This is a genomic window from Paenibacillus sp. UNC496MF (assembly GCF_900113915.1).
Lineage (GTDB): Bacteria > Bacillota > Bacilli > Paenibacillales > Paenibacillaceae > Paenibacillus_Z > Paenibacillus_Z artemisiicola.
This window is the reverse complement of the sequence record NZ_FORE01000016.1, coordinates 62811-87701: the sequence shown is the minus strand read 5'-3', so window position 1 is coordinate 87701 and position 24891 is coordinate 62811. Positions and strand designations below refer to the sequence as shown.

General features: G+C 51.3%; 28 protein-coding genes. All 28 read right to left on the bottom strand.

The features are described 5' to 3' along the window. Positions 1–39 precede the first annotated feature (39 nt). Positions 40–3279 (bottom strand): DEAD/DEAH box helicase, encoded by a 3240-nt coding sequence (locus tag BMZ79_RS26615; protein ID WP_090646271.1) that lies wholly within the window; start codon positions 3277–3279, stop codon positions 40–42. 14 nt (positions 3280–3293) lie between these two features. Next, positions 3294–3467 (bottom strand): hypothetical protein, encoded by a 174-nt coding sequence (locus tag BMZ79_RS34475; RefSeq protein WP_177222358.1) that lies wholly within the window; start codon positions 3465–3467, stop codon positions 3294–3296. Positions 3468–3481: 14 nt separating this feature from the next. Continuing rightward, positions 3482–4732 (bottom strand): DUF6094 domain-containing protein, encoded by a 1251-nt coding sequence (locus BMZ79_RS26610; RefSeq protein WP_090646268.1) that lies wholly within the window; start codon positions 4730–4732, stop codon positions 3482–3484. A 2-nt stretch (positions 4733–4734) separates the two neighbouring features. Further along, entirely contained in the window at positions 4735–5412 is a 678-nt protein-coding gene (locus tag BMZ79_RS26605) for a hypothetical protein (protein ID WP_090646266.1), read from the bottom strand. A gap of 94 nt (positions 5413–5506) precedes the next feature. Next, positions 5507–6064: a hypothetical protein gene (locus BMZ79_RS26600; protein WP_090646264.1), complete on the bottom strand. Its 558-nt coding sequence runs from the start codon at positions 6062–6064 to the stop codon at positions 5507–5509. Positions 6065–6138: 74 nt separating this feature from the next. Continuing rightward, complete coding sequence (locus BMZ79_RS26595; RefSeq protein ID WP_090646260.1) at positions 6139–6816, bottom strand: hypothetical protein; 678 nt, start codon at positions 6814–6816, stop codon at positions 6139–6141. A gap of 26 nt (positions 6817–6842) precedes the next feature. Next, a complete protein-coding gene (locus BMZ79_RS26590; RefSeq protein WP_090646258.1) occupies positions 6843–8210 on the bottom strand; it encodes a DNA primase in 1368 nt (455 codons plus the stop codon). 246 nt (positions 8211–8456) lie between these two features. Next, a complete protein-coding gene (locus BMZ79_RS26585) occupies positions 8457–9440 on the bottom strand; it encodes a hypothetical protein (RefSeq protein ID WP_218154806.1) in 984 nt (327 codons plus the stop codon). A 139-nt stretch (positions 9441–9579) separates the two neighbouring features. After that, complete coding sequence (locus BMZ79_RS26580; RefSeq protein WP_090646256.1) at positions 9580–11556, bottom strand: ATP-dependent helicase; 1977 nt, start codon at positions 11554–11556, stop codon at positions 9580–9582. Positions 11557–11630: 74 nt separating this feature from the next. Then, entirely contained in the window at positions 11631–11789 is a 159-nt protein-coding gene (locus BMZ79_RS34470) for a hypothetical protein (RefSeq protein ID WP_177222357.1), read from the bottom strand. 67 nt (positions 11790–11856) lie between these two features. Then, on the bottom strand, positions 11857–12195 hold the full coding sequence (locus BMZ79_RS26570) for a hypothetical protein (protein WP_143089119.1): 339 nt from the start codon (positions 12193–12195) through the stop codon (positions 11857–11859). A gap of 52 nt (positions 12196–12247) precedes the next feature. Continuing rightward, positions 12248–13930, bottom strand: coding sequence for an FAD-dependent thymidylate synthase (locus BMZ79_RS26565; protein ID WP_143089118.1), 1683 nt, complete (start codon positions 13928–13930; stop codon positions 12248–12250). Positions 13931–13960: 30 nt separating this feature from the next. Then, positions 13961–14170: a DUF2997 domain-containing protein gene (locus tag BMZ79_RS26560; protein ID WP_090646250.1), complete on the bottom strand. Its 210-nt coding sequence runs from the start codon at positions 14168–14170 to the stop codon at positions 13961–13963. A gap of 124 nt (positions 14171–14294) precedes the next feature. Beyond that, positions 14295–14693, bottom strand: coding sequence for a DUF1257 domain-containing protein (locus tag BMZ79_RS26555; protein ID WP_090646249.1), 399 nt, complete (start codon positions 14691–14693; stop codon positions 14295–14297). Between the two features lie 206 nt (positions 14694–14899). Then, on the bottom strand, positions 14900–15283 hold the full coding sequence (locus BMZ79_RS26550; protein WP_090646246.1) for a hypothetical protein: 384 nt from the start codon (positions 15281–15283) through the stop codon (positions 14900–14902). Between the two features lie 11 nt (positions 15284–15294). Further along, positions 15295–16926, bottom strand: coding sequence for an AAA family ATPase (locus BMZ79_RS26545; RefSeq protein ID WP_090646244.1), 1632 nt, complete (start codon positions 16924–16926; stop codon positions 15295–15297). A gap of 45 nt (positions 16927–16971) precedes the next feature. Further along, positions 16972–18021, bottom strand: coding sequence for a hypothetical protein (locus BMZ79_RS26540; protein WP_090646242.1), 1050 nt, complete (start codon positions 18019–18021; stop codon positions 16972–16974). Further along, entirely contained in the window at positions 18021–18857 is an 837-nt protein-coding gene (locus BMZ79_RS26535) for a 4Fe-4S single cluster domain-containing protein (RefSeq protein ID WP_090646239.1), read from the bottom strand. Before BMZ79_RS26535 ends, BMZ79_RS26540 begins: the two co-directional genes overlap by 1 nt. A gap of 116 nt (positions 18858–18973) precedes the next feature. Further along, entirely contained in the window at positions 18974–19711 is a 738-nt protein-coding gene (locus BMZ79_RS26530; protein ID WP_143089117.1) for a hypothetical protein, read from the bottom strand. Positions 19712–19803: 92 nt separating this feature from the next. Beyond that, positions 19804–20127, bottom strand: a complete 324-nt coding sequence (locus BMZ79_RS26525) for a hypothetical protein (RefSeq protein WP_090646235.1) — start codon at positions 20125–20127, stop codon at positions 19804–19806. Then, entirely contained in the window at positions 20117–20527 is a 411-nt protein-coding gene (locus BMZ79_RS26520; protein ID WP_090646233.1) for a hypothetical protein, read from the bottom strand. The genes BMZ79_RS26525 and BMZ79_RS26520 overlap by 11 nt, the downstream gene beginning before the upstream one ends. A gap of 152 nt (positions 20528–20679) precedes the next feature. Then, positions 20680–21369 (bottom strand): hypothetical protein, encoded by a 690-nt coding sequence (locus tag BMZ79_RS26515; protein WP_090646230.1) that lies wholly within the window; start codon positions 21367–21369, stop codon positions 20680–20682. A gap of 49 nt (positions 21370–21418) precedes the next feature. Next, positions 21419–21775: a LytTR family DNA-binding domain-containing protein gene (locus BMZ79_RS26510; protein WP_090646227.1), complete on the bottom strand. Its 357-nt coding sequence runs from the start codon at positions 21773–21775 to the stop codon at positions 21419–21421. Between the two features lie 124 nt (positions 21776–21899). After that, positions 21900–22367, bottom strand: a complete 468-nt coding sequence (locus BMZ79_RS26505; protein ID WP_090646225.1) for a hypothetical protein — start codon at positions 22365–22367, stop codon at positions 21900–21902. A 15-nt stretch (positions 22368–22382) separates the two neighbouring features. Then, positions 22383–22997 (bottom strand): hypothetical protein, encoded by a 615-nt coding sequence (locus tag BMZ79_RS26500; protein ID WP_143089116.1) that lies wholly within the window; start codon positions 22995–22997, stop codon positions 22383–22385. 81 nt (positions 22998–23078) lie between these two features. After that, the gene (locus tag BMZ79_RS26495) at positions 23079–23705 is read right to left on the bottom strand and encodes a hypothetical protein (protein ID WP_218154805.1); all 627 of its coding nucleotides are present in this window, start codon (positions 23703–23705) and stop codon (positions 23079–23081) included. A gap of 346 nt (positions 23706–24051) precedes the next feature. Further along, positions 24052–24294, bottom strand: a complete 243-nt coding sequence (locus tag BMZ79_RS26490) for a MerR family transcriptional regulator (protein ID WP_090646217.1) — start codon at positions 24292–24294, stop codon at positions 24052–24054. A gap of 20 nt (positions 24295–24314) precedes the next feature. Continuing rightward, positions 24315–24887: a uracil-DNA glycosylase family protein gene (locus BMZ79_RS26485; RefSeq protein WP_090646214.1), complete on the bottom strand. Its 573-nt coding sequence runs from the start codon at positions 24885–24887 to the stop codon at positions 24315–24317. Between the last annotated feature and the right edge of the window lie 4 nt (positions 24888–24891).

Sequence of the window (24891 nt, the reverse complement as noted above, 5' to 3'; positions counted from 1 at the left end):
CCTCTTGCACGCTTATCACCCCCTTTCAGGAAGCCAGTCTTAGAACTCCAAGACCAGCATCCCTTGTCCCTCTACGATACGATCTGCCTTCTTGAGGCCTTTGTTCGTTTCTTTCGCATTGGCAAATTCGACGAACATGTCTTCGATATGTGCCAGATAGCTGTCAAGCTTCTCGACCGAGATCTTGCCGGATGCCACGTCGTCGCGCATCTTCGACACCAGGCCGGCAGAGATTCGGCGAACCTCCTCGATGCCGAGTGGATTCATCTCGTAGCTGTCGTAGCCCTCGTAAGACGAGTTCTGCATTTGTTCGTAAGACGCATTGATTCGCTTCCAGCGATCCTCGATCGAACTGATGTCGTCGAGTCGGCCTTCGCTCATGAGCTTCTTCGCCAGTGCGTTGATGCCGTCGCCGCTGTCGGCCATTGCTCGGAGGCCTTCCTCCGAAAACTTGCCCTGCAGCGCCATAGCCGCGTCGATCTTCTTGGCAATGTTCTCAAGAACATCCGATTGAATTGTCTCGCGATAGACCATCGCGGATACCTCGACATCCTCGGTCTGTTTAATCCGCCAGGAGCGGCGGGAAGCCTGCATGTAGTTGTACGCCGAGTAGTCCATCTGATAGAAGTTGATGCACGGGAACATGAGCAAATCGAGACCCACGGACACCAAGCGGCTATTACAGATGAGAACGTCCCAGTTGTGCTTCTCCATCTTCTGACGGAGCCATGCTTCCCGATCCTCTTGTTTCGGGAACTTGTGACCGTCATACTGCCCCGAGGAGCGCAGGATGCCGACATTGTAGCCATCCGCCTTCAACTTGTCGTACAGCCACGTATCCGCCGCATAGCGGTTCTTGCTGCCGGTGAAGCGCACATACAAGAGCACCTTCTTGCCCCGCTCATCGATACGCTCATCCAGGTAGCTGAGCAGTGCGTTGTACTTCGGCGGCGTGTAATCATCCGGCAGGTTGCGCGGCTGATGCAGCAGACGCTCCGTGCCGCGATCGTCGTACATCATCGGACCATGGCCAAACGGCAGATCCACGTACTGATACATCTTCGTGATGTACGTGGCGACGTGCTTCATGCCGCCGTGGAAGACGTTCTCGCGCATCCGGTCGCCAACGGCCGTTTCCAGCTCGTGATAGGCCTGATGCAGGTCATCATCCATATCCACGAAGATTGGCTGCTCTCGGTACGGCGGCAGCGCATAACCGAGGTCGGACAGCTCAATGAAGGCGCAGTTGCTCATGAGGAAGCGCGGGAATACCTGCGGGCTGACACCTGGCTGCTGCTTCTTCTTGCGGTTGCGGCGCTCGTTGCGGAGGGTGATCGTATGCTCGAACACGCCATAACGCTCGACAAAGACACTCTCGTCATTGAAGTTGATGCTTTCCTTCTGCAGCTTCCGCGGATCAAGGCGCGCGATCAGGTAGAAAATGTCCCGTGCCATGCCGCCAAGCAGCGTACCGGTCAACAGAATCTGCTTTTCGGTGTGGTTGACCAGCTGACCAAACGCCGTTGCGCGATCAGACTCGCCGGACTTGTATTCATGCACTTCGTCAGCGATCAGATACTTGAAGAAGCCGCGGCGCAGGCGCTTGTTGATATACCACGCCGGCGATACCTTCCGCTCCAGCGAAGCCGGAGACAGGCGTTTCGGCTGCCAGAGCACGAATCCGCACTTCTGCATGTCTTCTTTCGGATCCTTGATGTCCTCTTTCGGGAGGAACTTGGTTTCGACGACATTGTTGCAGTGGTAGTTCTCGGCCTTCATGGCCATGCCCCACTTGCCGTCACGTTTCTGCTCGAAGAAATGCTCACCGGCATAATACTGCTTGGACTCCTGGAGCGGGCCGCCGCAGCGCGGGCAGACCATCGCAGTCGGGCCAAGATCGACACGATGCACGGGTGAGCCATTCACATAAACCGTATCTTTCTGGAATCGAATACGCGGGTGCTCGCCGCGCTCCAGTGCATCCCGCACATCATTATTGCCGACATTTTGCGTCACTTCGCGATTGATGCCGAGACGGTAATCCGCGATGGCTTCCATCGGATACGTCTGCTTTGATGCATCGGAGCTCATGACATAATACTCGATCTCCTTCGGACGATACGGCGCTTTCTCCAGCTTCTTCACGTCCGTCCAGCGCGAAATCTGATACACCTTTGCCCCTGGGATCCGCTCCTGAATCTCACGCATCCATTTCTCCACCATGATGCCGGGGGAGAGTACAAGAGCACGGTACGGGGCTGGCGTATCCTTGCCCCCTTGGATGGCTTCAGCGACATGCGCCGAGGTGCTGCCCATGACCGTCTTGCCGGAGCCCGGCTCGCCGATGATGAAGCAGTATTTCTCTTCCTGCAGTGTTTTCGCGACACCCATGACCACATCCGCTTGCGGTGGGAACAGGCCTGTGATGCCGTTCTTATTCGCGTGCAGGTTGCACTCATAGAGCGCACGGTGATGATCCTCATTGCGCGGATCGAAGCGCAGCGTCGAGTTTTCTTGAATCCGCTGGCCAAGCGCACCGGCAAAGTGCTCCAGGTACGCATCAAGCGTCTCGCATTGATCTAAGACCGGCTCGACGGTGCTGTCCTCCATGATTGCAAAGTTCAATTCATAGGATTTGATGCCTTCGGAGATGATTTCTTCCAGCTGTTCTTCGGTAACTTGAAGTACGCCGGCCTCCAGATCATAATGGCGACCAAAGCTCATGGTTCTGAGCTGCCGGAAGTAGCCATACTCCAAGCACATGTCCACGATATAATCCTTCCATTCCTCCAACATCGGTGTGTTATACCGATCGTCGAGCACGCGATACAGCTGGTCGCGCAGGTTACCGTCCCAAGCGAGGACAAGCTCCTCCGGCGGCAGACCGACCTGCTCGCCATTATCGCGGCGAGCGCGCCATTCCTGGCGCTCCTTGATATTCGGCTTCGCGCTTTTGGCTACGAATAGCATGTTTGTCATGTCGTCAATTTTGCTCTCGTGCATGTCAAACATATTTTTGTTGCGCGTGTATATCGTCAGCTGAACATGCGGCTTGTCGTAGACATTGCCTTCCGCACGTTTAACGCTGCCAGTCTTGACTTGATCCATGTCGGCGGCCAGCATTTTCATTTTAATATCGGTGTTGATGGCATTCAGCAGGTATACTTCCCGTTTCCTCGGATCTGCATCATAGACCATAAGGTCGCAGTATGCGGACGAGTTGACGCCCCGTCCGAACAGCTCGACCTTGTATATCTCATTGGCAATCAGTTCAGCCATGTGGTGTCGCCCTCCTAGATCTTTTTCTGCGCCATGATGCGGCCCGCCCCCATCTCCACCTCTCGTTCAACGCTCATGACGTTTTGAGGATGAATGGCGCCAGCTGCATCGTTCTTCTCGGTATATCCAACGGCCTTTTCACCGGCCAAGAAATGACGAAATTCGTTTAAGCTAAACCAGAGTTTCATGTCCGTCCCTCCTCCTACAGAAGTGTGTGGAACTGCCCGTGGCGGTCCAGATACTTGATGCCGATATGGAAGTATTCACGCTCGACGGTCTTGGTTTCTTCAGTTTCCGGATCTTCTTCTTCCCGATCCTGGCTCATCTTGATGACGCTGCCTTTAACCAAGTGCTGATTTGGGCCGGTGCCGATGTAGCCATTCAAGAGTCCGCTTGCGAGCAGCAAGGAAACGTGCCCCTTATGCAGCTGCGTCGGCGGTTTGGGCATTTTGTTCTCGAATGCCATACCATACGTCTTGATATACGTGGAGACAGCGGTTGCGCGAGTCAGCAGATGCATTGCTTCCTCACCCGTAATCGGGCCGACACGGAAGTTCAAGATCTCTTCAACTGCTTTGGTGGGCACTTCATAAAGAGCTTCCACCTGCGGCGCGACCGTCGGGATGTCCTTGTATGACTTTCGCTTATACTTCATCAACTGGGCGGCTGTTTCTTCGTCGCGCACGACACGCGCGCGCTTGCGAGCAATGATGATGCATTTGCGCTGCGCATCATACTCATCGTCCTCCTGGCGCATGATCCTGATGTTCTCATAATTGTTCGCCAGTTTGAAGCAGATCTGACCGTCAATCAGCTCTTTCGGTGTGATGAAGACGAGGATGCCGCGCGGCGCCAAATAGCGCGTGATCATGGCCAGCAGGAACTTATCGTCACGGTAAAGCTCAGTCCGCTTCTCCTGCTCCCGCAGCGCCCGCAGGTACGCGATCTTGCGATCCTGGACGGCCTTCTGGATCTTCTTCTCGACGCTTTCCTCCTGCTTGGCTTTATCCTCCTCGGAGAGGTCATCCATGTTCAGATCGAGCTGGTCTTTCGTGGCCTCCAGTGCCAGGATGCGTGTGCGCTCTTCGGCCTCGAAGTCCGGATCCTTGAAATAGTCGAAGTTGCTCAGCATCTCGTCTTGCACGCGGCGGTCGATGACCGGATTGACGATAGCCAGCGAGAACGCATCGTTCGTGATCTTCGATTGGCTCTTATAATCCGCCTTGCAAACGCGATGGAATTTCTCGCCGGCGACACGCGCGAGGTAATCGTTCGGCTCAATGCCGTATTTGAACGGAATGGCCGCGGTGCGCGTCAGCTCATTCAGCGCTTCACCGTTGCCACATTTGACGTCGATCGCCGTGACCGGTTTGGTATCCGGGAATTTTAAATACGTGCTCAAAAGCCTTGCGGTGAACTTGGATAATGGACTGTTCACGTCCCTTGCGTACATGCCTATTCCTCCTCGTTAATGGCTGGAAAATCAATATCAAGATCAGGCCCACCATTTCGATAAATGGATTGTGCGCGATTGATGATTTCATCAACCATGACTGACTCTATGCCAATCATTTCCGCCACTGACCGGCCTAATTGCAGCATCCGGATCGGACGGGCTTGAGTTTCCCGACGCTCCATGAAATCCGCATGCGTAATGTCGAGCTCACCTTGATTTCGGTCGATTTCGGCGCGCGTCTTTGGCCTCCGCTTATCGCCTTGGTAAATCAGATTTTCCCGCAATTCCTGCATGATCGTATCGATCAACTCTGCGGGGACGCCTTCGCGGATATAATTATGCGTCTGTTTGATCGTATTGCCGTGCCAGGCGCGCACATCCTTGAATTGAACGGCAATGTCCTGCACGGATCCTTTCATGCCGGCAATTTCTGTTTGAATAACTGCAAACGGAATGGGCGTATCCAGGTCCAAAACTTCGCCAACCTTCTTGAAACGCAAGACGACGCGGTACCAAATGCCCTCAATCTTGAACCGCTTATTGAGAATCTTAAACCGGTCCGGCGTGCGTGCATCTTCAAACCATTCGATGTCTTTCAACTTTTCCAGCGATTCGTAGCTGATTAAAGTCAGTTGCATCGGAGCGTTGCTGTATATGTAAGCACTCAGGAGCTCCATGATATTTCCCCTTCCGTGTTCCTCTCGTATGATTATACCATATCTTAAACAAAATGAAAGGCATTACATCTTATAAGATGCAATGCCCTCGAAATTACTTCAATTTGCTGCGTAAATAGTTGCGGATCTCCTCGACATTCTTAAAGCCCGATGGCTCTAAGCCCATGTCGTAGATGACCACATCAAGAATCGCCTCAAACAGTGCATTCTTGATGATCGGCTCGCCACCCTCGTCCTTGTTCTCGTCGGAGAAGTTCTTGAGCCAGCGATTCACATGCTTATTGTAAATGTAAACTTGGTGCGGTTTTGACCGCTTACCGTAATCGGCTTCGGTCAGCCCTGTGCGCCATGCGCGCTGCAAGCCCAGTTCGGACTCGCCTTCGTTTTTCTTTCTTGCCGAGCTCCTTGGTTCGGCATCGACAGTTCGTGAAACTGATCGTCTTGCCGGCGGCGCCTCGATGGCCGCTGCACTTTCCTGGATGCCTGCTGACGCCTCCTGATGCTCAATCGGAGCAGGAACAGGGGGTTGTCCCGCATTTCGCCTGATGCCGATCCCGGCAGCTGGCTTTGGCTTATCGTCGATATTGGTAGCTTGCTTGAGCAAGTCGGCTGCTGTTGGAGCATTTCGTAGCATGTTTAAATGATTCGACATTCAATCATCTCCCTCTCGCGCCTATCATAGCACAAGTGAGGAGAAGTTTTCCATAGGAAAATAGAAAAATAGAATTACGCTGCCGGAGTGCCGCGAAGCACGCCGATCACGGTGCGCAGCTCGTCAATTGTCAGCTCGTGCAGGAATGTGAATTGCTTTGTGCTCATGATGCAAGCTTGCTGCAGCTGTTGCAGATTGGCTCCGCGAGAAGCATAATCCATCAGCATGCCATTAATCTCGTTTTCGAGCTGGACGCGCTCTTGCTGGGCCGCTTCGGTATGCTGCACCTTGAGCATTTCTTCTTGACTTGCGCTGCCGCTATGGTAGCCCATGTTGTCGAGCGCGCGGCCAACCGCGGACTCCTCGCAGTTTTCCATCCAGGCGTTCTTGTCCGCCTTGGCACCGCCGGCGATCGACAAGCTATGGCCAACCGAATCGGCGTTCAGAACCAAGCCGATCGCTGAAGCAACGATGCTTGCATTGTCCATGGTGATCGTTTTGCAAAGCTCGGTGATTGCAAGAATCGCCTCGGCCGTGTTGTTCTTCGTCGCCTTGTCCTTCCAGACGAGAGCCAGATGTACAACAAAGTGATTTGCGTATTGGACACCTGAAATTTGCATCGGATAAATGAGTGCATTCGGATGATCCGTCCGCAGGCGCGTCTTCCGCGATTTAACCGTTTCATATTTGGATAGATCAAAGCTCCCGCCATCGCCGAAATTACGCTTTCCGCCGTTATTATAGTTGCTCATGCAGCAATACCTCCTTCATTATGAGCTTATTGTATCATAAACGTCTGATTTTTGCTGTAATGCATTACATTTTCCTGAATGGCGGCATAAGAAATGCTGAACAGCTCCGACACCTGCCGGATGTAAATGTCCTGCTCCACCGGATCCTCAATCGTACTGAGCACCTGGATGACGCGCTGCATCCGCTCGTTTTGCAGGAAGGCGAGCTGCTTTTGATGATAATGAATCTGGCCAGTCGTCTCGTCCAGCACACGCATGATCTTGAACTGAGGCAACGTCATGGCATTGTCTGTCAGGTACTTGGCCAGCCGGTCGTGCTCGCCATAGAACTGGTCGCAGAGCTCGCACGGGTCAATGCCCATCTCGAGCGGCACGATCATCGGCAGGATACCATGCTTCTCCAGGATCGCGCCGTCGCGCTGCGCCGCATCATAACCGGCCTTGTCCCCGTCACGGAGAATCATGCACCGTTTAGCGCCCGAGCGCTTCATGAGCATTACCTGCGCCTCTGTGAGCGCCACACCCATCGTGCTGACCGCGTGCTTCACGCCATACTTGTGCAGCTTAATTACATCCGTCCAGCCCTCAGCGAGCGCCACAGTGCCCCACTGTCGGATATAATCCTTAGCCGCATGCATGCCGTACAAATGATTGCGTTTGTCGAACTCCGGATACGGATGGTCATGGTAATACGGATCATCCTTCTTTACCGGATAGCGATCCAGGTATTTGAGGATTCTCCCCTTTCCTTCCGTGCCGAGCTTCTCATTCGTCTCCTTGAGAACATGATCAGGCATCAGGACTCGGCCGGTAAAACTGACCACGTTGCCGCTGTAGTCGAATAACGAGAATACGATCCGTTCATCGGTATTTCGGAAGTCATAGTCCACCTTATCACCGAAGCCGAGCTTCCAATTCAGGATATCCTGCATCGTGAAGCCACGGTGATACAAGTAGTTGACTGCTTCCTTGTTGTTCAGTAGATTGTTCGTAAAGCGATCGGCCGCCGCATTGCAGAAATCATACCACCTGCCGCGAAGCGTCGCCTTCTTCTGTTCCTCGGCATCCATGATCGGCAACTGCTCGCCCAGAAAATTGGCCAGCCATTCGATGGCATCAGCCATATTGCCGCTCAATGCGCCCTTCAGGAAACCGTATACGTCCGAGGATTGCACCCGGCTATGATGCTTACTGCCGGCTGCGCAGGAATGGCAGAAGAACGTATTCGTCTCCGGTTTGACCTGCATGCTTGGGCTATGATCGTCATGAAACGGACATACGCCAAACAAATTGGTTCCAAGCGGAGAGAGCTGTACGAATTGGCTGATTACCTGCGCCAGATCAGCCTTATCTTTCAACTGCTCCTTGAACCAGTCAGGATAATAACGCGACATGAGACACCTCCATGTAATTAACTTTGATGAACTGCCGCGTCAGCGGCGCATGTAGTTCACAACATACTTACCGCGGGAATTGCATGTTGAGATGAGCAGATACTCATATCCTTCAAGCTCCATCGTATCTCGATCAGTCCGATATTCCAGGAAGTCATCATATTCTTTGATGATCAGATCACTCTGGTCCTGTACGATATTCATTAAAGCCCCTTTCCAGACATGAAAAAAGCGGCACGCGGCCGCCTAATTCTGAATGCCAAGCACGTATTGAATCAGACTCGTAATATCCTTGTTCAAGTTCTTGCGGAACTCGCCTTTGTTCAGAGCCATCGTATGATTTGGTGAATCCACAAACTGGTCCACGGTCGCCGCGATGAGCTGCTGCATCATACGAATGCGGCCGGGATCCGGCGCGTTGCTTTCCTTGTTACTCTGCGCCTGTTGTGCTTCGTTCAGCCGGCGATACGTATCCTTTAGCTCCTGCTCCATCTTGGCGATCTTCTCCAGGTTCTGGTTGCGATCCTCGATTAGATGCTGCACCATCGCCTTGGTTTCCACCGTGGAGAGCTGCTGCGCAAGATCCTTCATGTACAGGATATTCTGCTGAATGGATTCGTTCATCACCGCCAGGATCTCACGATCATCCTTCGTGAGCATTTCCTGCGGCTGCGGCACGGCCCGCGTGCGCTCCGTAAAGTCGTCGATCTTCTCCTCCAGCGTCTTCTCGCGACGCTCAAGATCGCGCAAAAGCTGCTCTTTTTCCCGATCTTCTTTATCTAGTTGCTCGCGCGCCTTTTGCAGGCGTTTCTCTTGTTCTTCATCCCAAATTTGTTCTTGTGCAGCTGGCTGCTCACCTTGCTTTTCCGGATGAAGCGGCGTCACTACATGCAAGCGCCGAACGGGTGGAAGATCGCTGGATGGTTTCTCCTGCTCGGATGTCTTGGCTGCTGACCCGATCCCGAGAGCTTGATCCTTGATTTTTATAAGCTGTTCCTTCAAAGCGTCACCTGAAAGTGGAGTCTGAACGTTCATGGCGCGCCCACCAGGCAGTTTATATATTTTACGATTATAGGCACCGCGTCTATCTGAAAGTAATAATGAACCCTCTTCAACGAGGTTCTTCAGATGATATTCCATAGATGGTCCTTTAACACCAAAGTGCTCTGCAAGATGAGATGTCGAAACCTCGGCTTCACCGTTCCGAGACTTCTTAATTAACGCTTCCATGTACTTAAAAATATCTTCCCTAGCAACCTTTCGCTGGGTCATAGACATTATAAGACCACACCTTCTCTCCTCAAAAAAAAGCTTCTTGAGCATAATATAACCCGCTACAAGTTATTATAATCAAGAAGCTCGTCGAAATCTATGATTTTTTAGCGGAAAGATCGATATTCTGCACGATTTCTTGAGGAAGCTCGTTTAAGAAACGAGATGGTTCACAGGCCTGCATGCCGCCACGGAAGTGAGTACGCTTCTCTGTATGCGTCATAAACAGTTCCTTTTCGGCTCTTGTAATGCCCACGTATGCAAGTCGGCGTTCTTCCTCTAAGTCCTCTTGTTCTTGACTTCGCCAGGATGGGAAGACACCTTCAACACATCCAGAAATAAAGACGACTGGGAACTCCAAGCCCTTGGAAGCATGCATGCTCATGAGACGTACCGCATTGTCGGCTTTGCCGTCCTCAAAGTCCATCAGCAAGCTGATCTCTTGCAAGAAGTCGGCGAGCGTCTTGCCTTCATTTTCGGTCTTGTAACGCTCGACGAGCCGGAAGAACTCCTCGATATTCTGCAGGCGCTCCTCATGCTCTTTATTCGGCTTCGAGGCCCACATGTTCCAGTAGCCACTCATCTCTACCACCGTACGCACGAACTTCAAGATATCGCCGGTCTGCCGCTCATGCAGCTTCTCGATCAGATCGAGGAAGTCCTTGATTTTGGTTGCCGCGGCCTTCTTGATCTCCGGAATGCTGTCCACGGCTTTCAGTGCGCGATAAACGCTCACCTTCTGCGTGTCAGCATAGGCTGTGATATGATTCTGGCTGGTGTCGCCGATGCCGCGCGCCGGCTTGTTCAGGATCCGAAGTAGCGCGGAATCATCCTTGCGGTTATGCATGACGCGCAGGTAAGCCACGACGTCCTTGATTTCTTCGCGCTGGAAGAATCCGGTACCGCCGACGACCTTATACGGAATCATGTTATGCATGAACAGCTGCTCAAACGGCGCCGACTGACTGTTCGCGCGGTATAGGATCGCAAAGTCCGAATATTTGCGGCCCTCCTTGACCTTCTTCTGAATCATGTAGGCGATGAACGCCGCTTCCTTCGTCTCGTTCTCGTTCTTTGCGATTACGATCTTCTGCCCCGTCTCGGCTTCCGTAAAGAGCTCCTCGCCCTTCTGGACCGAATTGTTGCGGTGAATGACGTTGCCGGCATGCACGATGACCTGCGTGGAGCGGTAATTCTGATTCAGATTGATCAGCTGTGCGCCCGGATACTGGATCTCGAATTGCAGAATGTTGCGGACATCAGCTCCGCGGAACTTGTAAATGGACTGCCGATGATCGCCGACCACGAACAGATTGTTGTGCGGGAAGGCCAGATTCAGAAGCAATCTGAACTGGGCGTGGTTCGAGTCCTGGTATTCATCTGAATACACGAACTTGAACTTGTTCTGCCAGTAATCCCGGACCGTCTGGTTCGTCTCCATCAGATATACGACGTTCATGATCAGATCGCCGAAGTCCATGGCGTTGGCTTCTTTCATCATGCGCTGATAATTGTCGTACACGATCGCCATGACTTCATCCTGCGGCGTTTGCGCCATGTGCAGCATGCACCAGTCCGGCAGCGCCAGGTTATTCTTCGCGTTGTCCATGTAATACAGCGCGAGGCCCGGCTTATATTTCTCGTCAATCTTCATGATTTTATAGATCCGCTCGATCATGTTTAACGAATCACTGGTGTCATAGATCGAGAAGCTGGAGTCATATCCCAGGTAATGACCATGACGACGCAGGATTCGGACGCACAGGCTATGGAAGGTGCCCATCCAGAGCCCCTTTACGTTTTCTTCACCAACTGCCTTCGCGATCCGCTCTTTCATCTCGCGAGCGGCTTTGTTCGTAAAGGTGGCGACAAACATGTCGCTGGAAGGAATGCCGTGTGCTAACATATTGGCGATCCGGTAGGTCAGGGTCTTGGTCTTGCCGCTTCCCGCTCCGGCCAGTACCAGAACCGGCCCATATAACGCTTCTGCAGCCTGGCGCTGCATGGGATTGAGCTCATTCAGCAGTGCCTGAACTTGATGCATGGAAATGACATTTTGTTGTTCGATGGCCATGATGGTCCCCCTTTTTTCTTAACTGACATGAAACGGAGCGTCAGCGACTTATGTAGATGGAAGTCATATTTTATTCAGTCTTGAATCTCGAATTTCCCCTTCTGACACCAAGAAAATCCTCCAAGTTCGTTTTCTACCTTGTATTGCTCGATGTTTTCATCAATGATTTCATACACTTTATTTTTGATTAAGCCATCAAAATGCCCAACCTCAGAGATGTACTTGCCCTTCATGTCTTCCCCTCCACTCTTTAATAACTGAAAAAGAAAAGGGGCCACTATAAAGTGGCCCCCTTGGTGTTTAGGCCATAGCCGCCGCGAAGCGGGCTTTGAACGCCTTCACTGTTTCCTTCGTGATCTTCTCATCTTCGATGTATCGAGTGGAAGCCGCGAAGTTGCGCATGTGATCTGCACCTTCGAACTTTTTGAGCAAAGCGTCAAAAGTCGATTGCATATCGGCCGGTTTATTTGCGGCCACCGCATCTTTAAACTGCTTGTCGAAAGACAGTTTCGTTTGATGAGCAGCTGCATTATTTTCGCGATACATGCCGCCGAACTGTGCATTGCGCATTTGTTCAGCGCCTTCGTATTTTCCCAGCAATTCTGTGAAAATCGCTTGTGCTTGTACAAGATTAGCCACGTCCGTCATCCTCCGATCATGATAAAATGTAATGCATTACTATTTTATCATGTTACCTTCTTTTTGCATACTGGATCAGGTTCGGATTTACGAACATGAGCTGATTATACAGGTCGGTAAAGGTTTGACGGATGTCCCATTGTGCTTCTTCGCTGGTACGAAGATTGATCAGATGGTAAGCCTCCCACAGATCGAAGTGAGCGACGATGCGTCGCCGATGTGCATTCAGCACGACATACGGCGCAATGTCCGCTTCCATGCCTTTGAACATCGACTCAGCAAGGTTAGCATGCAAGATCAGTAGGTCCTCCAAGCCGGCTTCGCGAATCCGCGGCGGGATTGTGATGCCCTGGTAAGGAGTCGGTTCGTTAAAGATGAAATTTGTCTTACGGTTGTGTCGCAGCAGCTGGTGCCAGTTTGCCTCCGAGATCAGCAGCTCAGCGCGGTAATCGAGCTGCTTGAATGCCTCCGGCGGGTTGTCGAACTTGCCGAACTCGAACATCATGCCGTCCATGAACTTTTTCATGTTCTCATCTGACATCGTGCCAGCTCGAGCAAGGGCTTCATTGAACGGGATGCCATACTGTTCGACATACACCAGTGCAAGAAGCGTATTGAGGCCAGCGCGCTCATCCGGGAAGCTGATCAGGCGAGCCGCTTGCCCTTCTCCCTGCCCCTTGGCTCCATTGAAGAACGCCTTATTACGTTTCTTACTGTTGATCTGGTACTGCGAAGGATTTGCATATTTCAATAAGGTCGGCAAGACCTTGGTGATTTCGTTTTTCAAGTCATCTGCCAGTTGCCGTGTTTCGCGATAATCGGAACTGTACAGATTGACGAGTCCATCCCGCCAAGCGCGACCGTTTGCCGTCATGCCGAGCTGCGTATGCATGGCGAGTGGGAGTGCATAACGCGCGTCTTCAAAGGCCAGCTTCTCGATGGCAGCCATGCGGCGTTCGTATTGCTTCGGAGACATCGCCTGTAGCTGCTTATCTTCCTGGGCCATGAAATGACGCTTCACGCCTTCAATCAATTGCTCGAACACGATGTAGCTGCGGTGCATAAAGGTTTCATAGATCATCCAATCATCCGTGTCGCCCGCTTCCGCCTCCGTGCCATACGGATTGTACCATCCGCCGAGGACCGGCTTCTGGTAGCGCTGCGAATACTCGGTAATCGAATAGAACTCGTTGGAGAGCTCCAGTTCAGCCGATGCCAGACGACTGACCTTCTCGATGCCGACATGCGTGATGGCATGCTCGGCGACGGAGCTGTGTCCGTAACCAACGGTCCACTTCTCGTGGAAGGCCGACGCCTTCTCGGTCAACTGCTCGAATGCATTGGCATCCTTGTACTTGTTCATGTCGATATGGCCATCTTTGATGGCTTGAAGCAAATGCTCTTTGAAGGATTTCGACGAGCGCGACACCCAAGCAAAGAGCACAGCGACAAACTCTTCCGGCAAGTTGGTAACGGCGTACACACTGCCTTCAGGATTCGAGATGAATGGCGCCAAAAGCGTCATTACTTCATCTTGATCCACCGCGGTGGTCGGAAGCCCATCTGCGTTGCCATCCTGTCCTGCCGCGCTAGTTGCTGGAGCGCTAGCTGCGAGGATGTCCCGAGATTCTTCGGCATCGGTGCCGGCTTGATCGAAGGATAATGCTTGATGGTCATTGATTTCACCTCCCTTCGCCAAGCTGCCACTTTTCCGTCCACTGCGATTGTTTGCCACTGTGCATCTCTCCTGTTACAAGATTTTAGGTTATTCGCCGAGCGAGTTGAAGACGTTGATATCCGGACCGTTCTCGTAGAACTCCGGTTTCTTGCCTTCGTCGATCTGCGTGCCGGCTTTATTCAGATGCAGCTCGATGTCCTTGGTCACCAGCGTGCAGGATTCCCCCGTGCCGCCTACAACCTCGAATTTAACGCCGCCACCTTTTGGTACCGTAAACTTGACTGTATGCTGTTGCATGATGAATAGCTCCTCTCGATTTTGGGTAAGAATAAGCCCGCCGGAGCGGGCCAGATCAGCTCAGATCAGATTAGATCAGATTTAATTCGTTTGTACTTTCCCATGGCAGATTAACGCTGCCGGGTCAGCTCCACTGCGTGGCCATGATCTCGATTTCGCCTTTGTCGTTGACGACGATATCCTCTGCATTGACATTCCAGCGATTCTCCTCGCAGATGTCGAGGACGCGGTACTTGTCATGCAGCTGGGCAACCGTGTCGGAGAACTGGCGCTGGCCGCCAGGGACCATGAACCAGTCTGCAACGGCTTCGTAGGATACGCCTTTGGCCGTTTGCTTCTCGTTGAAGCCCAGCGCCATCAGCTTGCCGTTCTTGTCGACTACGGCCAGCTTCACTTGGCGCGTTTGATGAGCCCAATCCGTGATCGTCGTGTTTTCCTTGTAGCTGTAGCCCATCTCCGTCAGCGCCTTCTTCAGGTACTCCAGATTGTCTACCTTCATTTCGTAACCAGCAAAGTGAGACATGATGTGTTCCTCCTTGGGAATGATAATTGTAAAGCAATATGTGGGCAGAGATTTGCACCCTGCAAGGTGTACTGACTCATTTAACTGCTTCCGACTCTCCCCGCACGGCGCGGGGCGCTTACCACAGACCACCGAAGCACTCGTCTATCGAACCCTTCCATGTTTTGGGCTCTCCTGCGTCTACCTATTCCGCCACCACATACAATTTATTGATTCAAATACGTACGGGCGATTGCCTTCAGCACCTCGACCCGCTTCTTCTGGACAACGACGACCGTATCAAAGACATGCTCCGGCATTTGATCCAGTTCTTCCTGCGTGTAATCCTTCTCCAGTAGATAAATCGCCTGCTGCTTCAACGAATCGACATGGGCTTCAAACGGATGCCGGATCAGTGCGTCGAAGACATGCAGATGGCGAACCTTCTCCATAAACTTTTGCAGCTCCTGGTCCAGCTCCACGAGCTCGTCCTTGGCAAATTCAATGGCGCGCTGGACCTTCTCCTGCTTGGAGATATCCGATTCCATGCCAATGGATTGCCCCACGAGCTCGTAGGCTCTCTGCCTTTCGCTTTCACGGTAATAGCTCATCGGCAATCTCCTTAATCGTTAAATTCGAGATCCGGAATCGTGCGAAGCATCGGCTTGTTTTCTTCCTTGTACTCGTTATGCAGGAACGCATGCTCGCTGCTCGACGCGCACTTTGCCGATTGTTTCGCCCAGCGGCGCAGTTCGGCCATCAAGAGCGGATCCCGCTTCGCGAGCGGCACAACATTCTTGACTTGCTCCTGCAGATCGGCAAGCGTGATGTGGTGATGCGCACGATCATTCTTGCGGTAAGCAGCGTAGGACCGGCGGCCGGCTTCAGCCACAACTTGTTCGATTTCGGCGCCAGAGAAATCTTTCATCGTTTCTGCCAGACGTTTCAGGTCAGAAGATCCAAACCAGTTCGTCGCGTCAGTCGCCGTTTCAACAGGATCGACCTCATACCCGCGCTTCTTCAGGTGAATGCTAAGGATATCGAAGCGTTCAGCTTCATGCGGAAGCGATACGAACATGACGGCATCGAAACGACCGGCACGAGTGAGCTCCGGCGGCAGCTTGGTTACATCATTCGCCGTAGCCACGACGAACACTGCAGCTGTCTTCTCGGAGAGCCAAGTCAAGATCTCTTGGATTACGCGGCTCATCGTACCAGCATCGGATTTATCCGAGCTGCCAAGGCCAGACAAACCTTTCTCGAACTCGTCCATCCAGAGAACACATGGGCTGACGGCTTCAGCCAACTTGAGAGCGCGTGCGATGTTCTTCTCGGACTGGCCGACGCGAGAATCCATGATGTCGCCCATGTTCATTTTGAGCAGCGGCAGGTTCCAGTCGAAGGCGATCGCTTTTGCCGACAACGACTTACCGGTTCCCGGAGGACCCGTCAGTACCATACCGCGCACTGCATCGACGTTATAATTGCGGGCTTCCGGATCGAAAGCGAAGTAGGCATCAGCTGCCCATGCTTTGAGCATATCCATGCCTCCGACATTGCTCATGTCGCCCAGCTTGGTGATATACTCGAGCAGACCGGTCTTTCGGATGACCTGTTCCTTCTCGGCCACGATCTCTGCGAGCTCGATCTTGCGGTTCTTTGCCACGGATTTCTTCAGCACGTTCACAACTTCGGATTGCGTCATACCGGTCAGGGCGTGAATGATGGCTTCGCGCTCACGGCCCGATGGCACTTCCAGATCCTTCAGGCGAAGGTATTCTTCCATCGACTCCAGCATCGCAACGACTTGATCACGGTTTGGAAGCTCGAATGGCACGACCGTGATGATCTTCTCCAGTTCGGCCGGGATGCTCGCCGTTGGCGATACCAGCACGAGTGGCTTGTAGATTTGATCGGCGGACTCCAGAATATCGCGCAGCTTACGCTTAGCCTGGTAGTTGGTCCAGATGTCATGGAAGTCCTTGATGATGAAAACGGCCTGCTCGTCGTATTGGGCAATATGATCCATGATCTTAATCGGATCGTAGATTTTCTGCTTCACTTCGCCGGTGATGATATCCGACACGCCTGCCGTAATCGACCATGCGTAGCCGTGGTAGCCCTTCTGCTCCACGAGCGATTTCATGTCTTCCTGGAACCTCTCCTCCTCATAAGTGGTCACCAAGATCGCGCGGCGGCGCGAGTTCATCAGTGTATTGATTTCTTCCAGACCGGTCATCAATTTTGTTGTCATGATAAGCCTCCTCGGTTTTGTTTAAAAGAATTGTCGCGTCAGCGACTATAGATCGATATCCGCAAACATGTTGACCATTTTCTGCTTCTTGGCCGACTCTTGGCTGGACTTAATAAGCGCCATGCGCGGCTCCTTGAAGCGTTGGAACTCCTCGTCGAACAGCGGATCCGCCTTGAACGAGCGGATGACGGATTTGGTCTCCTGAGCTTGACGCACAAGCTCCAGTTTCGGATGATCGTCCTCCATATTCTCGATGTGGATGTTCACGTCATGCAGCTTGATGGAGAAGTCGGTCACTTCACCGTGCTGAGTCGTGCCCCATTTGACCGGCTCGATTGAATAGATGCGCCCTTCATTCAGATCGAAGAAATAATACACGAATCGTCTTACATCCTCCAGATCCTTCTCCGTCCGGCCCGACAAGATAACATCGCCGATGATGTATTCAGACTTGTCTTTGGCATCAGTCCGATAAAAGAAGCTCTCGAATGTGCCGACATCCTGATCGGTCTTGGTGTCGCGGATGATACCAAGACCGGCGCTCATTTCATACTGGACGCCGAGCTGGATAAACATTTCGCCGCGGGCCCGGTAGTTGTACGTGAACTCGCGGAGCATGTTACCGATGGCATCCTTGAACAGCGGACTGTGCTCCAGGCGCTTCGAGCGGTCGCCATGCATGATGTTGGATAGCTCTTTTTCCAAATGCACCAAGCTCAGATTGGCCTGACCGACGTAGCCGTTATGAAAAGTGGCGTTGAGCAGGATGTTTTGCTTGTCCTCAGGATCAACGTCCAGATTGAATGCGATTTTCTTCTTCTGCTTATCATCGAAGTCGAACAGGAACTCCGGCTCGATAATGACGCGCGGCAGAAGGTCGGTATTAATGTAATCCGTCTCACCGGCGAACGTCGGCTTTGGACTTGGAACAGGCATCTTTAGCACCTCCAGGAATTTACGCAGCGATCGACGCTGCTTCTTGCTTTGGGCCTGCTCATAGGCAGGATTGATCGTGAGGGTTGGTTTATCGACAGACAAGGCATCCAGCTCCTGATGCAGAAAATCATAAAACGGCTCGAAGTCGAGATTAGACATTAAGCGCCGCCGAAGACGGCCATGTCCTTGTTGCGCTTATGCCATGCTTTGCGGCATCGCCTGTCACAGTATGTGAAGGCCCGATTTCGGAGTGGGTGGCCGCAGCATTTGCAGTGCTTAAACGTCAGATGCTTGCGCATCCAGTGATCGGCATACTCGAAGACGAACTTTGGATCGCGCTGCAGCGTCTCCTTCGTATCGATAACACGCTGATTGCTGGAGCCGACGAACATGCCCTCGTTCATAAACTGCTCGGTCGGGATCCGCTTATCAGATTGATAATCGCCGTCCACTAGAAGATCAATATGCTTCATGAGCTCGCGAATCTCGTGTTCCTTAACGATGATTTTCATTTCCGGTTGTTTGTTATCCCAGCGGGAATAGGCATCGAGAGCTTCTTTTACCTGTGCCCGCTCCTCTTCATCTTTGACGGATTTGTAGTGGAATACAATGCCTTGATTTAGCAAGTTCTCCAACGTATAGGCCGTATAGACGACGATGTGAAACCGGGGATCACGCTCCTTGAGCGCGCGGCAGACTTTGATTAGGTTTCGCGTTTGCAACAGCGGCTCGCCACCGCAGAACGTCACCTGCCAGTTCCACGCATCACGGACGATGAGATCTACGACCTCTTGAACATACATGTCGCGTCGCAGCCCGCCAAATTCCCATGTCGTCGGATTGAAGCATCCTTCGCACGGATTGATAATGCCGCGGATACAGCCTTTCAGGAACAATTCCAAACGCTTTCCGGGCCCTGCTGTCACAGCGTCTTTCGTCACGCCGATAAAGCGAAGTTGATTATGCTTCTCGGGTATTCTTGCCGTGCTATTCATGTGCTCACCACCATTATGTAATGCATTACAATTAGTATATGCTAATATTCTTGAAAAAACAACAGAAAAATGGCGCTCTCTGTAGATAAACAGAGAACGCCACTAAGGTTCGGCTCTTAATAGTTCATGCGGATGCTTAATCCCTTGGATTCCGGCTCATACGCCAGTGCCGCCGGCAGGCGCATTTTGAACGATTCGATCGCTTCGCGGATTGCCAGCTCGGCACCCTGCAGGATCTCCTTCTTCTCACGCGCCATTTGTGCCTGTGCTTCTTTCTTGTCGGCCGGCTTCATTTCCTTCATGGCGAACTTGAGCGCTTCCTCCTTCGCCTTAATCATTTGCTTCGCCGACTCCTCGATCGTATCGATCTCTTTGTCGAGCTCCGCAATGTAATGCGACTTGGCCGCCGCCAGATTGACTGGGCGATCGCCCAGGAACTGTTCCAGCAAGCCGGCTGCCGACAGCTGCGCCTTAAAGTCATCCTCGTTGCTGATCGTCACCTTATGCCCCACTTTACGTTGCGAGACCGTTGCGACGTCGAGCTGCAGCTTATCGCCTTTCTCAACCACGAACTGCAGCATCAGCTTATCCATGTTTGCGATTTCATCGTCAATCTTCTTGATCTTTTGATCCCATTCAGCCTTAATCGCGTCGCGCAGCATTTTCAGGCGCTCCTGTTCCCGAAGCATGAACTTTCGGCGAATAACCATCTTGCGGATCGTCAGCTCATCGAGCTCGCGGGAAACGGTGCCGCCGGCCTCCTGGACGTTCGCAATAAGCTGATCCAGGCTGTCGAGCATCGAAAGATCTTCTTCGGATAGGGCAAGTTCAAACGGGGTGGCATATGCAGACATGATGATTCCTCCTCATTTATAATTCGATATGAGATGCCGCGTCAGCGGCGAAAAACCGCGATAACTGAACCAAGTCGAACAACAGGTCTCCATCAGTCAAATTCAACATCCCAGCCCGCGGGCGTTGTCTGTTGAACCGTCTGAATGCCGGATCCCCGGATAATCTCATCATACATCCTCCAGACAAGCTCAGGCTTCACATGCTGCGCCATAAAATGGAACTGATGCACATGTGTCATCAAGACGCCAAGCATAACTTCAAGATGATCTTTTGTAATGTGCATCTTTTTGACGTTCATAATAAAGTATGCCGCAATATCCTGATCAAAGTCAAACACATTGCCTGTTTGGATGGAGCTAGCCTCCGGCGTGGAATCCAGCGCATTCAGTTCATCCAGGATTGAGTCATCTCCCACTAGCTTCAACCTCCATTTGCATGCGCAGCAGCCGCATTTCCTCTACCAGCGATTGAATGATCTGAATATACGCGAGCAGCCGATCGTATTCCATTACTACGTAGTCCTTCGTATCGCCGGAGAACGCAAACGGTAAGAAGTGGAACTCGCGTTTCATCTGACGTGCTTCATCGGCCAGCTTCTCCAGCCACTCGCGCTTGATCGTGATCTGCTTTTCTCCCTTCGCGGAGAGCGAGCCTCGCTCTTTAAACTCGGCCAGGGCGGCTGTAAGGGCCTCTTCAGTGATCATGTCTCCGAGTGCCCAATGTTTGGCCCCAGAAGCGATCTGGCGGCGTGCCACATCCTTTGCAGCAGTGACAGCGTGGTTATAAGCCCGTGTGCCGCGGTTCTCGAAGTCCATGCCGGCCTTCTTCTCCTTACTTCGCTTTGTTGACCCACCAAGCCGAGACGGCCCTTTCTTCGGCTTATACATGCCGAAGTCAAAACATTTAAAGCAGGAGCTGCCTGCATTAGCGCACTCCTGCTCATACACACAGTCACTCATGATATCCCTCATTTTCGATGAAATTTATGATAAAACAACCAGAAAATCACGAATGGGACATACATCAACAAGGCGAGAAGCAGTGTTTTCGCCGCCAGCTCGTAGGCATTCGTCATCCCATATGTATGCTTGTTTGCGCTTACCAGCATAAGAAGCAACAAGAAAGTCGTTGAAACTGCATACGTCATTAGGCCTCGACGAGTTCGAATGCTCAAATGGCAGTATTCCTTAATAACAAATCCAAAGTTAGATCCTTTAATAATGATACTCATAATACTTAATACGATGGTACTAATCAGGAAGAAGGTACCGGCAATTCCATCGCCTTTAGGTTCAAACGTAAAATTCTGCTCATCAAAAAAATGAATCAGGAAATAAGCAGGTATGCTGGACAGGCCCAACGCTGCAAAGCCTGTCGTGGCAATAACATAGGCATACTGCCATGAAATTTGAGTCATGGCAATAATCAAAATTATAAAGATACAAAGAATGACTAATACATTAAGTGGCAGGTATCCAGCCTCATCCCCTTTAATGAGATGATTTATGTACGTGCCACCGATGCCTACGATAAAAAGCGCATTGATATCCTGAACGGAAACGTGGAAGCGAAATATCCGAAGGGATACGATGATCATCATCATGTAAGCGGAAGCTTGAAAAAAATGACGGTAATATTCCATTAACAAATTATGCATGCTAATTTCCTCCAAAACCGTGTTCGGAATACCGCCGAAAGTATTACCCTCAACCCTTATTTTTCTCGCGCGCTAGATATTCTTTAACCAGTTTAACCGATCCTCGCGCAACTGTAACGCTTTTGTTGGTTGTCGATTTGAAAAAAACTTTGCAAAACTTTTCGTCGAACCGGTCGATGTGCTTCATATTCACCAGGTATGGACGGTCCAATATTTCAAACCCTTCCTTCTCAAGAAGCATTTCCATTTCGGACTTGGTTCCGATATGATAATATTTCTCATCCCTAATATGATATACGATGCGCCTTCCTTCGTTTTCGATAAAGTCACAATCATGCAGATCAATGATGGCCAGAGATGGATTATCTTCTTCATCAAGCCTCATGACCGTCATTGGCAGCTTCACGTAACCTACTCCTCTTAGGCTCAGAAATGGATATTATAAAGATACAATTGCCCGTTGTCAAGATAAATATCCGTACAACTAAAGCAATTGTATCAGTTTGGTGCCGCGGGTTATACTACTACTGTCAAGTTAAATTCTGTTCAAGCTTGAGCAGTGAATTATTTGTGATCCGGCTTTCAGCTTTCGCCTCCAACGAACTGATAACCGAATCCATCATGTAGTAATAATGGCGAAAGCGGTCTTCCAGGTCAAACAGGTTGACGTGCGGCTCACGCCATGCATCTGGTGCCGGAAAGGCCCGGGCATATTGAATCCCGCCGGCCTTACGCGCAAGCTCATTCGGACCGTTGTAATAGTCCTTGAGCACGTTTTCGACAAATCGTTCGATGGCGTCCTTATTTCGACGCGCACGAGCGAAATCAAAAGAGGCCCGAGTGTACAGCTCGTTAGCCCGAATGTTGAAGTCATGTAATGACTCGATTGAGTTTTCCCGCGGAACCTTAAGCGCGACGGTATGCATCTCGTAGTCGGATACGAGCTGCTCCCAAGCGACAAGATCCTCGCTAAGAAGGCGTTCCAAGACGTAACTCATGACTTTATTGCCCCCTTACATCTCTCGCAGCTGATCGAGAATAATTGCCACCTGATCCTCCGTTAACGACCGATACATGTGCGGTCGAAGAAGTTCGGAGATCGGTGGCTTTTTCTTTTTTAATGACTGCAGATCGACGGTTTTGGCTTTCACGATGTCGTCGTCAAGCTTATAGCGATCAATAAATTCGAGATACCCAACAAGTTCTTCGCCTACTCGCTTTAGGTGAACCCGATAATCGCTATTTGGCTTGTTTCCGCTGCCGAAGAAAATGACATCCATGCCGCACCAGGCTTTGATGTGCAGTTCTGAGAGTGCGTCCACAACCTCCTTATCTTGAAAAATGCTTGCTACAGGCTTTCCCAATGCTTGTCTCGTCGTAAAACCTGACCGATAAGCCACTTCTGCGTCGCAGTACGTCACGATGAACTGATTTCGATCCAGCTTTAAGCGGAAGCATAATCCGTCATCCATAGGCTTATCGAATGGCGCCATGTCTCGCTTCCAGTTGTCCGCGATGTCATCCCCAATCTCTGCTTTGACTTCAGCATAAGCCAGCGGACTGGACTGTAATGCTTTAATCGCTCGATCTCGGAAGATGGGATCATGTAGGCCAACGTTGTTGGTCACAACGCTGGCCAGCCACCTGGTATAACACTCTTTCTTTTTGACTCGATTTCCACTGAACATGCCGCGGGGCCCCTTCCTCGCTTAACTTTCTAACTTCTTCGTGATGTAAGCGGTGGTCCCATCCTCCAAGTCTGCTACAGCTATGATCATGCTCTCATCGAAAGGACTTGATTTCCCCTCATGCATTTGGCGCATTGTTTGCTGGAGTTGATCGTTCAGCTCGTTGGCCCTTCGAGTCGCATCGGACAGTTCGTCTAGTTCACGGAACAGTTGGGCTCTTTCACGCTGCAGCTGTTGAATCTCACGATCTTTGCTCTCAAGAATCGATTTGAATTGCTGCGCAGCCATTTGAAGGTTGCTTGACAGTTCGATGAATTGCTCAACCTGTTCCCATGGATCCGGAATCCCAAAGAACTTAATAGCGTTGGCCTCAGCCTTATCCACGGATGGGCGTATGCCGATTACACCGGCTTGTTGCAATTTGGTAATCGCACGATGCACAGTGGCCTCACTAAACGTGCGCTCGGCTGGGCCGTTCGCGCGCTTCCTTGGCACAATGAGCTCGCCGTACCTTTCCAGAATCATGTGACGCATCTGGTCCATCGAAATCTGCACGATCGCGCCTTCGTGTTGTTGCGATTCTTCTTTGAGAAATGTGTAGACGAGCTGTTCTCCTTTACTCAGTCCCATTTCCTCCAGCTGTCTCATTTCAGACATTTTCCAAATCCACCCTTCGCGGCAGTTTACCAAATTGTAACACGTTCCATTGATACAAATATTATAACATAGAGAAAGACGGATGGAAATAATGCATTACAATTTGGAGCCATATGGCGTGATCTCAGGGTGCATTGTGCCGCATCAGTCGATTTTCCTCCGGATAGCGTAAAAATACGAGAAAAAGCTAGTGGATACGTGGAAATATGTACTGAGTTTCATCCGTCTCCTTTACGCTCGCATTTTGTACTCCAAGTGCATCCCTTATCGGTATACCATAGTGTCACAAGAGGTAATTATAAGGGTACAACTGGAAGCTGTCAACTAACAGCACTACCTAAATTTGGAGTCGCTCTTTCACCAGCGCAGCTTCTATTTCAACGGCCAGAAGGCCCCTGGATCTAGCGATTTCCTTGATCTCAGCTTCATTGTAGATGCGGTATCCATTCTTCGGGTTTCGGCGTGCCTTCGGGATCAAGTTGTTCTCTTCCCAGTATTTCATCGTGTCGCGATGAATCCCGAGAATGGAAGCAACCTGACGGACGGTAAACACCCCTTCAGTGACGGTTCTTTCGGACATGGCACAAACCCCCTAGAAAGTTATGCGCTCTGCTGCTTCATGTGTCGGATTGTCTGCGCAACATAGGAGAACTGCTCCTGGATCGTGCGTAGTACGATTAATTCCTGATTGCCGCTTGCGTCAGACACCGAGTACGTAAACAGAGCGTGAACATTCGGATAAATCATGCAGTATGAACCCAGATCAGGCTGCAGATCGAATACTTGGCAAACGTTGTAGCCAAGGCAAATGACGAGCTTCGGTCTCACAAGCATGACTTCTCCAATTAAATGATGCTGGCAGTTGGCTGCTTCACTGGACTCCCGGCATTTCAGGAGCGACGAGAAATACACGTCCTTCATGTCAAGGTTCGCGGCGGCCATAAGATTAGCCAGCTGTTTGCCTTGTGGAGAATCGAACAGTACATCGTCTGCGCGCTCGCCCACAATCATCAAGCTGGCTTCGTTATTGTGCAGCGTCAGCGGCTTCGTCAGCTTGGCGCTGGAGCATGCCTGACAGTGCAATATGCTTTCCTTCAAGCGTTCATGAGCCAGGCCCTGGAGGCAAATCTCCGGGACCTGGAGCTCATTGATGAAAATTTGATCTTCTTCCATGAGC